Origin of the sequence: Shewanella electrica (assembly GCF_022321485.1) — a bacterium.
GTDB lineage: Bacteria > Pseudomonadota > Gammaproteobacteria > Enterobacterales > Shewanellaceae > Shewanella > Shewanella electrica.
Window position 1 is genome coordinate 114,272 of record NZ_JAKOGG010000007.1, and the last position, 12,684, is coordinate 126,955.

Consider the following 12,684-nt stretch of genomic DNA (forward strand, 5'->3'; position numbering starts at 1 on the left):
CTCTGTGGAAGCGTTCCATTGAGGTGATGATGTTGCCCAAGTAAGCTGTATATAAATTGTATAAAAATTACATTTATGTTTTTTATGTTAACTTTTTGTTTATACGATACGCCGCAACATATAATGAAAAACGACGCACTACATGTGTAATAAATGTTAAATATGATCGTTTTTCGCTTTAGCTTTAACATCTGCAATGGCTTTTCATGCGTTGGATAACTCATTGTTGCTTATGTAGTTACTGCTATTTTCACGATGAGTTTTTTTATTGTTCAAAAAATGAGAGCTAGGATCGATATTGACCGTTTAAGCCAGTATTCAGATTGACACTCAATTGGTCATACAATATGATTTTTTCTAACTAAAGTTTCCTTTGTTTAATCATAATTACAAAGTCGTGAATTTATAACGGCGTTTAAAGGGCTTTAGGCAGTTTAGAGATACCGGTAGTCTTAATTGGGTGTCGTGAGGCTTGCCGGTATTGATATAAAAACTACCGGAGAAAATGAGATGTTTAAGCAAACCACATTGGCAAGCGCTATCTTTCTGGCGCTGAGCAGCCAGGCAGTTTATGCCGCTGAAAACGATGTAGCTCAACAATCTGAACCATCCACTCAACAACAGCAAGCTGACGACATGGAAGTGATCCAAGTTGTTGGTATTCGCAGCAGTTTGAACAAATCTGTTAACTTAAAACGTCAAAACGTCCAAGTTGTTGACGCAATTGTCGCTGAAGATATTGGTAAGTTCCCTGATAATAACGTCGTTGAAGCATTACAACGCGTGACTGGGGTACAGGTAACTGATCGTTCTTCTGGTGAAGTTAACACCGTAAGTATTCGTGGTCTGACTGACGTCACCACGACAGTTAACGGCCGTAAGATGTTTACCGCAGCAGGCCAACAGGTTGCGGTGGCAGATATTCCAGCGTCATTACTTGAAAGTGTCGAAGTCTTTAAAACCCGTAGCGCGAGCCAATTGGCCAGCGGCTTAGCGGGCCAAATCGATATTCGTACTCACCGCCCATTTAACTTTGAAGGCGCTAAAGTCGTCGTCAACGCGCGCGGTGTTTATTCCGATCAAGCTGACAAAACCGATCCTGCCTTAAGTGCTTTACTGAGTAACCGTTGGGACACTTCCATTGGCGAAGTTGGCGCATTGATCAACGTGTCTTATACTCGCGCTAATTACCGTGACCAAAACGTGACTGCCGGTGCGGTAGTGCCGTTCTTTGCTGGTGACAATCCGCAAGATTATGGTTTTGATAATCAATATCAATTTATTAAAGATGGTTGGAACAAAGGGCTAGAGAACGGCTTACCTTACCAAATGAATGGAGAAGAGTTTCCTACATTTGATTTAGCTGGTGGCCCTTCTGACGTGCCTTATATGCTGTCCCGCGATGCCATTTTCCAAAACGACCTACACGGTGAACGTGAACGTCCAGCGTTAAATTTATCATTGCAATGGGCACCTAATGATACGTCTGAGTATCTGTTTGAAACCTTCTACAATGGCTACCGCAATAAGACTTTTAACTCGCTCTTGTTTGCCCATGCCGACGGTTGGTGGGACAACGATCCTGAAAACATTCATTTCTATCCAGGAACCAACGTAGTAAAAGACCGTATTGTTGGCTCCCCAGCAGTGTGGAGTTCTGGTGACTACTCAGAAAGTTCTACTGATAGTTATGTATTTGCTTTAGGCGGTAAATGGGATATTAGCTCCGAGCTACAGCTGAAGTCTGAAATTGTCTATCAGACCAGCAAATACAAAACAGATTTTATCGGTATGCGTGGCTCAGCAAGTGGTATACCAAACTTAACTGTCGATTTTAACCACGGTGGTGGGATCCCTAGCTGGGCAATCACTAATGATGATGGTAGTCGCGTCGATTTGTCTCAAGTGCCTTGGAACTATAACGCATACTATGACAACGGTGGTGAAGACGAAGGCGATTCCATTAGCTGGACCTTAGATGGTGATTATTACGTAGATTGGGGTATTTTCACTAAGGCTAAATTTGGCGTGCGCTACGAGAACCGTGGAGCGACCAGTAAAACTCGTGGCGTTGATAATGGCCCATTTGCCAACCACAATGCTGAAGCGTTACCTGAAGAGATTGTATATAGAAATCCTTATTTCTTTGATAATGAAGGTGATGTGCCAACCACATGGGTAGTACCTGATAGTCGTAAAGTCTTTAACAATCGCGGTACTTATCGGGACTTCTTTGGCATCCCTGCTGATGAAGTCGTGTTAAGAAAAACATTCGATATCACTGAAAAGACCTATGAGGCCTATGTTCAGTCAGACTATGAAACCGAGTTGTTGGGTAAACGTATTGATGGTCAAATCGGTGTGCGTTACACCCGCACTGATAACGATTTAACTTTCTTGCGTTACGAAAGCCCGCTGCCGAATGAAACCAATGTGGTAACAGCCATTGACTCTGGTGATAGCAGCAACGATAAGTTCTTGCCGAACTTTATTGCTCGCTTGTGGTTAACCGATGATTTAGTCGCGCGTTTTGCTTACACTCAAACATTGCGTCAGCCAGAATTTGGCCAGTTAAACCCTAATATTGTATGGAATAAAAACTTAACTGATCCAACACGAAATGGTAACGCTCGCGGCGGCAATCCAGATCTGCAGCCTGTTAAATCGAAGAACTATGATTTATCGCTAGAGTACTATTTCGGCAACGGTAGTTCTGTATATGGTACTTGGTTCCGTCGAGACATTGATGGCTTTACAGCGGATACTTTGTCTTTCGTGGAAGATCATATTGAACCTGGTGAAACCGAGGCCTATGACTATATCCTTAGCCGTCCAGGTAACACCTCTAACGGTAAGTTGGAAGGTTATGAAATCGGTGCGGTGTACTTCCCTGAAGGTCTGCCTAACTGGTTAGATGGTCTTGGTACACAAGTCAGTGGCACAATTTTGGATTCATCACAAGATATTCCACAATTTAATACTGAAACTGGCGAACTGATCGGCTACGTTACCCGTGATATGTATGGTGTGTCTGATAAGTCATTCAGTGCTGTACTGATTTACGATAAAGAAGTATTCAGTGCGCGCTTGTCTTATGTATGGCGTGATGATTTCTTGTTAACAGATGGTGAGCCGATTTTCGCTAACCCTCGCGGGATTTATCGCAAACCTGAGAAGAGCTTAGATTTGTCGGTAAGCTATGACGTAACAGATGATTTGGTTGTTACGTTTGATGCGACCAACATCACTAATGAGCTATATCAAGAGTACTATAAAGATTCAACCATCTTTAATACTGGAACAAGCTTGTATAGCCGTACGTTCTCCCTTGGGGTTCGTTACAGCTTCTAATCGTTACAGCTAAATACGATGTTCTATCTGAAGGAGTCCTGCGGGGCTCCTTTTTCGTTTGCCTATCAAATATCACCTCCTTGCTACTGCTGCGCGACGTCGCTCATGGTGGCTTGAGTTGGTCACTGTCGTCAGTGTGCGCTATCTCAAAGTTTCATCATTTCTTCGGCTTACCAAATTTTTTGACTTAACGTCTTGCGTCATGGGTGATTTGTGACGTCTTGCGCATTTACTGCACGATAGCATCGGTCCGTTTTTTGGCTAAAGATTAGCAAAACTATGGCAGTGACTTAAGAAATCTTATGGTGATTTCTCACGGATTTCGACGGTATTACTCATTGTAATATCTTGTAATATATTGAGATCTATTATTTACATTAAGATAACTCTGCATGGTTTTTCTCGCGTTTCCCTCCGGTTTATGTTGAGTATTTGTTTCATTTTTTGTGGTGGGGTGTCTGCCAGCATACCGATAATAGACCTAGGTCTAATAGATTCTTGTATTGGCCGTGATTAGCAGTTTTTTACGTTTTCAATTTAAATAAAATTATTTAAAAACAAGTGTTTATTTATATTTTGTTAGTTGCTTCAGGACGGTGAGCAGCATAGCTAAGCGTTAAGCAACTATTCACGGTAGATAGATTGACAGCCTATTAATCATACAATATTATTTAAGGTGTTAACATAAAAGTAACGCTTGTTGCATTCGTTGGGGGCAATGAGATGGCACAAGCGTTACATAAATACTGGGCAGTCTAGTTGGTGTCTAAGACTGTACCGGTGATTAATAATAACTACCGGAGAGTAAAACAGATGTTTAAGCAAACCTATCTAGCGAGTGCCGTACTGTTGGCGTTATCTAGTCACGTTGCCTTTGCAGCTGAAGATGATGCAGCGAAAAAAGAACAACAAGCTACCGATGATATGGAAGTTATTGAAGTCGTCGGTATTCGAAGCAGTTTAAACAAAGCGGTCAACCTTAAGCGTCAAAACGTGCAAGTGGTTGACGCCATCGTCGCCGAAGATATCGGTAAATTCCCTGATAACAACGTGGTTGAAGCGCTACAGCGTGTGACCGGCGTGCAGGTAACAGACCGTGCATCAGGTGAAGTTAACACTGTAACCATCCGTGGTTTGACTGACGTAACGACCACTATTAATGGTCGCGAGATGTTTACCGCAGCAGGCCGCACATTGGCGGTAGCAGATATTCCTGCTGCGTTGTTGGAAACCGTTGAAGTCTATAAAACCCGTTCCGCCAACCAACTAGAAAGTGGTATCGCAGGCCAATTAGATGTGCGTACACAACGCCCATTTAACTTTGAAGGTTCAAAGTTTGTTTTTAACGCCCGCGGCGTATATCAAGATCAAGCCGAAAAAACGGACCCAATCGTCAGTGCGCTAGCCAGTACCCGTTGGGATAGTTCAATTGGTGAAATCGGCGCGTTGCTGAACGTATCTTACACTCGCACTAACTATCGTGACCAAAGCGCTACTCCGGGGGCTTTTGTGCCATTCCGCGCTGATAACCTAGAGCGCATGTTTCCTACCGATGATAATGGCAATACTGTGTGGGATTGGACGCCAGGCTTGGAACACGGTTTAAGCACTGCGCCGGGGTCAACAATCACCAATGCGCAGACCGGCGAAGTCGCTGAATACATTCTGTCGCGTGATGCGGTGTTCCAAAGTGACTATACCGGTAAGCGTGAACGCCCAGCGGTGAACTTGTCGCTGCAATGGGCACCGAATGATTACTCCGAATATCTGTTTGAAGGTTTCTACAACGGTTATCGCAACGAAAGTTTTAACAACTTGCTGTTCTCTTTTGCTGATTGGTGGGGCGCTCCAAGCAGTCAATATCCGGATCTCTATGAGGGTACCAACGTGGTGCACTCTCGTGGTTTAGGCGCGCCATATTCATTCACCTCAGGTGACTTAACCAAAAGCCAGACTGATAGCTACATGTTTGCTTTGGGTGGTAAATGGGATTTAGATGCCAACACCACTATCAAGTCAGAAGTGGTTTATCAGACCAGTGAATATAAAACTGAATTTTTAGCCATGCGTACCGACACTGTGCTGCCATATTTGGACGTTAATTTTAACGAAAAAGATGGCACGCTAGGATGGGATGTATTGACTGGCGAAGGTGGTGAATCGGTTGATTTAACCAATGCAGCGATGTGGAACACCGCGCAGATGTATGACAACGGCGGCAAAGCCAAAGGTGATGCACTGACCTTTACCCTAGATGCAGATCTGTATCTGGACTGGGGGATCTTCACTAAAGCTAAAGCAGGGGTACGTTATGACCTCCGTACCGCAGAAGACTACACTCGCGGCATCGATGGCTATAACCAGCAGAACTTGGCAACCCTTGACCCAAGTATGCTGCATACCAATAGCGGTTTCTTCGATGGTGAAGCCAATATTCCAAGCTCTTGGGTCACCATCAATGGTCACTCCTTATGGAATAACCGCGAAGCTTACCGTGAGTTATATGGGTTCTACGCCACCGAAGCACAGGCTGCCAAATTAAACCTGAAACAGACGTTTGATATTGAGCAAACCACTTTGTCAGCTTATGCGCAAAGTGACTTTGAAACCGAATTGTTTGGCAAACGTTTAGATGGTCAAATTGGTGTGCGTTACTCACATGCCAAAGCCGACATGACCTTCTTTGATGTTGATGCACCGATTGGACAGATTATCTCTGAAGATGCCACCAACAGCAGCAGTAAATTCCTGCCAAACTTGGTGGTGCGTTATCACTTAACCGATGATTTGCTGGCTCGTTTTGCTTATACCGAAACTTTGCGTCGTCCTAACTTTGACCAACTGAACAGCTTTGTGCGCTATTTCGATGATGTCACTAATATCGGTTATGGCACGGGCAGTGGTGGTAACAAAGATCTGAAGCCGATTGAATCGAAAAACTACGACTTCTCGTTGGAATACTACTTCGGCAAAGGCAGCTCTATTTACGGGACTTACTTCTACCGTGACATCGAAGGCTTCGTATATAGCTCACTGCGTCGCGTAATGCATGAAAACGATGAAGGCGTGATGTATCCATACATCGTCGGCATGCCAGACAACTCATCCAACGGTGTGCTGAAAGGCGTTGAAGTGGGTGGCGTTTATTTTCTTGAAAATGTGCCTAACTGGCTCGATGGCTTAGGTCTTCAAGCGAGTGCGACCTTCTTGGACTCATCACAAGATCTGCCTAACTACGAGGCTGATGGTACTCTGAATGGCTACAGCACCCGTGATATCTTCGGTGTGTCTGACTCTTCATACAGCGCAGTATTGATTTATGAGAAAGAGTCTTTCAGTACCCGTCTGTCATATGTATGGCGTGATGCATTCTTGAATGGTTACGACTCAGGCTCATTTGCTAACCCACGTGGTGTCTACCGCCGTCCGGAAAAGAGCTTGGACTTCCAGTTTAGCTACAACGTGACTGATGATTTAGTGGTGACTTTCGATGCCACTAACATCACTAACGAGAAGTTCCAAGAATACTATGAAGACCAAGATGTGTTTAACGCGGGCACAGCGATTTACAGTCGCACTTATGGTTTAGGTATTCGTTATTCCATGTAATTGAGTTTTAGTTGCACATTTCCCCAGTCAAGCCCCGCATTGCGGGGCTTTTTACTGCGAGAAACAAATGCTGTAGTTGATTCACTTATAAAGCATTTCGCTGATATGTGAACAATGTGGCAAACCCACGGGATAAGCACGATAAAGCATTGTCTTTCAATTGGTATGATAATAGTATTTAAAGATTGCTAATGCTTCTTGATATCTGCTAGATTTCGGCAGTTATGCAGAACACTGAGGAACCAGCAGTGGTACTATAAGCGCCCTGTTTATGGTGAGCTGTCCTTGGACAAAGTCAGAATGGAAGAGTAATCATGAGTTCATTCAAGTTGTCAACGTTTGAGAAGGTCGGATTTGGTGCTGGTGATATGGCGGTTAACGTCGTTATCTCGTCATTCTTCCTGATTATCTCTTATTTTTATACTGATATATTTGGCCTTAAACCTACTGACATGGGTTTAATGTTCCTGATTGTACGTATTCTGGACGGTATTGCCGATCCAATTATGGGTACTATCACAGATAAGGTAACCACCCGTTGGGGACGTTATCGCCCATATTTGGCGTTTTTATCTGTACCTTTTGGGGTGTCAATCTTCCTGACGTTCAGCACGCCGGACTTAGATTATAACCTGAAGCTGGCGTACGCCTACGCGACCTACATGCTGGTGACGCTGATGTTTACCGGCGTGACCATTCCGTATATTTCACTGATTGGTGTGTTGACCGATGACCCGAAAGAGCGTCTGTCTGCCAACGGCTATCGGTTGTTCTTCGCCAAAATTGCCGCCTTTATGGTCTCTATCGTGGTGCCAAAATTGGCCGACTGGAGCTACTGGGAAGGTGATAAAGCCCTTGGCTATAAAATGTCGATGGGCGCCATGGCAATTCTCGGTATCGCGCTGTTATTGTTCTGTTTCTTCTCGACTAAAGAACGTTTAGAACACCACGTTGATCCAAAATCTATCTGGACTCAAATGAAGTTCTTGGTCAAAAACGACCAGATGATGATTCTATGCGGCGTGTGTTTGTTGGGCACCATTGGCTACGTTATCCGTAACTCGGTAGCGATGTACTATGCCAAATACTATCTAAACACAGATCAAGGCTATTTCCTTGGTACTGGCGTGCTCGCAGCGATTTTGGCTATGGTTGCCTCCACGTGGATCACCAAACGTTTCTGTAAGCTCAAGTTGTTCCGCTATAGCCAAATGGCGGTCGGTGTGATCAGTGTAGCGATGTTCTACTTGGTCAGCGGCCCAGATGACGTTGTGCTGGCGTTTGTACTGTATTTCTTGCTGTCGTTTGTGGTGGATTTGCATGCGCCTGTGTTCTGGTCAGCCATTGTTGAAGCGGTAGACTACGGCGAAGTAAAAACCGGTGAGCGTGTGGCAGGTTTGGCCTTTGGTGGTATCTCATTCTTCCAGAAAGCCGGTATGGGCGTTGCTGGTGCTGTGGTCGGTGTATTGTTGACCTACTACGGTTATGAAGCTGACACCGTACAAAGTGAAACGTCACTGCTGGGTATTACCCTGATGCTGACGGTTATTCCGGGCGTGTTCCACTTCATCAACGGCTCATTGATGATGAAATATCACATCACCGATGAAGAATACCGTGAGCTGGCAACCCAATTAGATATGGACGTTGATACGTCAGAACTGGAAACCTCGACAGTGCCACCAAGCACTGATAATGCCAATCTGGTTACAGGAGCTAAGTAACACATGATGAATTGCTACGAGCCGATTCGGAACTCTGAGCGTCACTGTATTATTCAACTCAATAACTACCATGAGGCCGGGATGCCAGTGTTTGGCACTCTCGGACACGCATGAACCGTCCACAAGCTGCCCGTATCGGGCGGCTTGTGTCACCATTAGCGTTAGCGGTTGCTTTAGCCACTAGCGCTAATGTGCAAGCGATGGACCTGTTCTCTCTTGAGCAGGTTCGCTTGACCTCCGGTAGTCCTTTCTCTCACGCGCAACAAACCAACATTCGCTACATCGAACAACTGCAGCCAGACAAACTACTGTCGCCGTTTTTACGTGAAGCGGGCTTGCCAGTAAAAGCAGAATCGTACGGCAACTGGGAAAACACCGGTTTAGATGGTCACATCGGCGGTCATTATCTGTCGGCATTGAGTTTGGCATATGAAGCTACTGGCGATGCCGAGATGAAGCGCCGCCTTGACTATATGATCAATGAACTGCGCCGTGCTCAGTTGAAAAACGGTAACGGTTACGTTGGTGGTATTCCCGGCGGTATGCAGATGTGGGCTGATATCAAGGCGGGCAAAATCAAAGCCGACTTGTTTAGCCTCAACGACCATTGGGTGCCTTGGTACAACATCCACAAAACCTTTGCCGGTATTCGTGATGCCTATCAGCTAGGCCACAACGAGTTAGCCAAAGTGATGTTGGTTGACTTAGGTAAATGGGCGAAGGATTTAGTGGCGCACTTGAGTGATGAGCAGATCCAAACCATGTTGATCTCTGAACATGGCGGTATGAACGAAGTGTTTGCCGACATGTATCAGATTACCGGCGATAAGGACTATCTCAAGTTAGCAGAGCAGTTCTCGCAAAAGATTATTCTTGACCCATTGCTGAAGCATGAAGACAAGCTCAATGGCTTACATGCCAATACCCAGATCCCCAAAGTGATTGGTTATCTGCGGGTCAGCGAAGAGGAACATAAACAAGATTGGCACGACGCGGCCGAGTTCTTCTGGGAAACGGTGACCAAACATCGTTCCGTGTCGATTGGCGGTAACAGTGTGCGTGAGCACTTCCACGATTCAAAAGATTTCTCCAGCATGATGGAGGATGTGGAAGGGCCCGAAACCTGCAACACCTACAACATGCTCAAGCTCAGTAAAATGCTGTATCAAGAGAGCGGCGATAGCCGTTATCTCGACTTCTATGAGCGTGCTACCTTCAACCATATTTTATCATCGCAGAACCCAGACAATGGCGGCTTGGTGTACTTTACCGCTATGCGCCCCGGCCACTATCGCATGTACTCTAATGTGGATAAATCGATGTGGTGCTGTGTGGGCTCTGGCATTGAAAACCATAGCAAATATGGCGAGATGATTTATGCCCATGAGGACAACGAGCTACTGATAAACATGTTTATCGGCTCCACTCTCGATTGGGCAGAGCAGGGCTTAAGTGTCACCCAGAGCACCCATTTCCCTGATCAAAATGCCATGACGCTGACCATAGATAAAGCGTCAGGCAAGGGCAAACAAGCGATCAGTATTCGTGTGCCGGCGTGGATGAACGGCGTGGCGCCACAACTGCTGCTTAACAGTAAAGTGGTAAAAGCAGAGCAACGTCGTGCTGGTTATCTAACGTTAGAGCGTAGTTGGCAAGCAGGCGACAAGCTGGAGTTTTCGTTCGGTGTCCAACCTACTTTGGAGCAACTGCCTGATGGCAGCAACTACTATTCTGTGCTTTATGGACCAGTAGTCTTGGCTTCTAAAGTGGAACCATTCGCCAATGAAAAGCTCGACTTTATCGCCAACGATAGTCGCATGGGGCACATTGCTGCTGGGCCAACTTGTCCACCAGATGCTCTACCTATCATGGTGGGTGAACCACAGAGCTTCTTGAAAGGCCTCAAACGTCTGCCGGGCGAGCATTTGGCATTTGAAGCAGAGCAGGGCGTTCGTGAAAAAGACCAGCCGAAAAAAATCGATCTGGTGCCGTTTTTCCGTATTCATGAAAGCCGCTACGAAGTGTATCTGCCGCAGATGTCCGTTGCTGAATATCCGCAGTTTATGGCAGAAGCCAGAGCCAAAGAGGCGGCGGCAGAACAGCTAGCGCAGCAAACCTTGGATAAGATTAATCCGGGTGAGCAGCAGCCAGAAGCCGAGCATAACTTTGCTGGTGAAGGTAGCCGTGCTGGGGTGAACAAAGGCGTGCATTGGCGTGATAGTAGCGACTGGTTTGCTTATGATTTAGCGGATAAGCAAGGCGAGGCGAAAACGCTGCGGATCACCTATTTTGGTGGTGATGTGCATCGAACCTTCGACATTCTGCTTAACGACCAACTGCTGCAAACAGTAGAGATGAAAGAAGGTCATGGCGATAGCATGTATGAGGTTGATTATGCTATTCCAGCCAGTATGGTGAGCAAGCAGGGGTATCGCCTCAAGTTTGTGGCGAAACCAGGCTCCATCGCCGGTGGTATTTATGGGATCCGTTTGCTTAAGTCGACGGCTAAATAGCGTTAGTGATATGGCTTAGCCAACCCGTTTAAACAGCCTCGCTTATGCGGGGCTGTTTGTTATGCATGGTCAGGCAGCCAATGATGAGATTGGAGCAGATACGGTAATTGCCTCACACGTAGCGAAGCAAGCGGCATCTGCCGCATTATACCCTTATAGTTAAGAGACGGCATCTTGCATTCGCAGTGTTTTGCCGCCTCTAATCACCGAGTTGACTAAGCATCACTGCGGTCATTGTGTGCATCATGCGATTGATGTAGCCGAGATTAAACACTACAACTTAGTCGTTACTATTTTTCGAAGATGCTGACGACACCAATGAAAAAGCCCCTGAGCAGGGGCTTTTGCGTTGATCACCAAACAGATGGACTATTTCTCTAACACTGTGGTGTTTTTGTTGAGGTCGGCGGGATCAACCACTGGCCAATCGTTGTCCCACTTCATCTCGAGAATACGCAGTTTTTGCAGCGCATTATCAGCTGTTTCATAAGCGTGGAACACTAAATAGTCTTTACCATCAAAGGTGTACGCTGCGTTATGGCCCAAGGCAACCCAATCTTTGTTACCTTTAAGTACCAGCGAACCGCCACCTTGCAGCATGTCATTGCCATTCTTATCTAGGTAAGGGCCTTGTACGTTTTTACTGCGGCCAACCATGATGTGATAGGTGCTGTCCATCTGGCGGCAGCACAGATCGAACGACACGAACAGATAGTAGTAGCCGTTTTTCTTGAAGATATAAGGTGCTTCAATCGCACCGTTGCCTGCTTCACTGTCGGCTAAACTTACATCACGTGGACGCTTAGCAATGCTGTACCACTCTTGTGGCTCAGCCACTTTGGTCATACTGTTATCGAGCTTGACCAGCTTCAGACCATCCCAAAATGAGCCAAAACTCATCCATGGTGTACCGTTGTCGTCTTCAACAATGGCTGGATCAATAGCGTTCCAATCATCGCGATTCGGTACTGATTCGATCACAATGCCCTTATCTTCCCATTTGAAATCTGGCGATTTCGGGTCAAGGGTCTTATTGACGGTAACGCCAATGGCGGAGGTGTTTTTACCAAACGCAGAGATGGAGTAATACACATAAAATTTACCATCTTTGTGGTAAACGTCTGGTGCCCAAATGTGGCCATCAAAGCTTGGTGCCACACCTTTTGCCCAAGTCGGTTGATCCTGGAATACACGTCCCACCTTTTTCCAGTGTTTCATGTCTTTAGAGCTGTAATAGGTAATGCCTGGGCCAGTACTGAAGACGTAATAGGTGTCGCCTTCTTTAGCCATTACCGGGTCATGAACTTCTACTTGAGTTGCTTGTGCAATGTGGCTGATGCCTAATGCCATCACAGTGGCAGCGGCAAGTTTTGCTATCGCCTTCATGAATCGTTTCCTATCAAATAATAATTCGTCCGAAACCTCAAATCCCCCAGCTCCGGATGGTAGCACATAAGTAATACAATAATAATTATTATGATGCATTA

The 12,684-nt window shown here is 45.8% G+C and carries 5 protein-coding genes; 4 read left to right on the forward strand and 1 reads right to left on the reverse strand.

What is annotated here, in order from left to right; translation table 11 throughout:
* Window positions 1-510: 510 nt before the first annotated feature.
* From L9G74_RS12020 to L9G74_RS12035, 4 genes are all read left to right on the forward strand, one after another.
* Window positions 511-3,351, forward strand: a complete 2,841-nt coding sequence (locus L9G74_RS12020; protein WP_238896648.1) for a TonB-dependent receptor — start codon at window positions 511-513, stop codon at window positions 3,349-3,351.
* A gap of 813 nt (window positions 3,352-4,164) precedes the next feature.
* Window positions 4,165-6,960, forward strand: coding sequence for a TonB-dependent receptor (locus L9G74_RS12025; protein ID WP_238896649.1), 2,796 nt, complete (start codon window positions 4,165-4,167; stop codon window positions 6,958-6,960).
* A 314-nt stretch (window positions 6,961-7,274) separates the two neighbouring features.
* Window positions 7,275-8,684 (forward strand): MFS transporter, encoded by a 1,410-nt coding sequence (locus tag L9G74_RS12030; RefSeq protein ID WP_238896650.1) that lies wholly within the window; start codon window positions 7,275-7,277, stop codon window positions 8,682-8,684.
* 110 nt (window positions 8,685-8,794) lie between these two features.
* Window positions 8,795-11,197, forward strand: coding sequence for a beta-L-arabinofuranosidase domain-containing protein (locus tag L9G74_RS12035; protein ID WP_238896651.1), 2,403 nt, complete (start codon window positions 8,795-8,797; stop codon window positions 11,195-11,197).
* A 369-nt stretch (window positions 11,198-11,566) separates the two neighbouring features.
* On the opposite strand, the gene L9G74_RS12040 is transcribed toward L9G74_RS12035, so the two are convergent.
* Window positions 11,567-12,583, reverse strand: a complete 1,017-nt coding sequence (locus L9G74_RS12040; RefSeq protein WP_238896652.1) for an arabinan endo-1,5-alpha-L-arabinosidase — start codon at window positions 12,581-12,583, stop codon at window positions 11,567-11,569.
* Window positions 12,584-12,684 lie beyond the last annotated feature (101 nt).

Bases quoted from the DNA above. Each gene is read 5' to 3' on its own strand.
- L9G74_RS12020 (WP_238896648.1), top strand. From the start codon at position 511: ATGTTTAAGCAAACCACATTGGCAAGCGCTATCTTTCTGGCGCTGAGC.
- L9G74_RS12025 (WP_238896649.1), top strand. From the start codon at position 4,165: ATGTTTAAGCAAACCTATCTAGCGAGTGCCGTACTGTTGGCGTTATCT.
- L9G74_RS12030 (WP_238896650.1), top strand. From the start codon at position 7,275: ATGAGTTCATTCAAGTTGTCAACGTTTGAGAAGGTCGGATTTGGTGCT.
- L9G74_RS12035 (WP_238896651.1), top strand. From the start codon at position 8,795: ATGAACCGTCCACAAGCTGCCCGTATCGGGCGGCTTGTGTCACCATTA.
- L9G74_RS12040 (WP_238896652.1), bottom strand. From the start codon at position 12,583: ATGAAGGCGATAGCAAAACTTGCCGCTGCCACTGTGATGGCATTAGGC.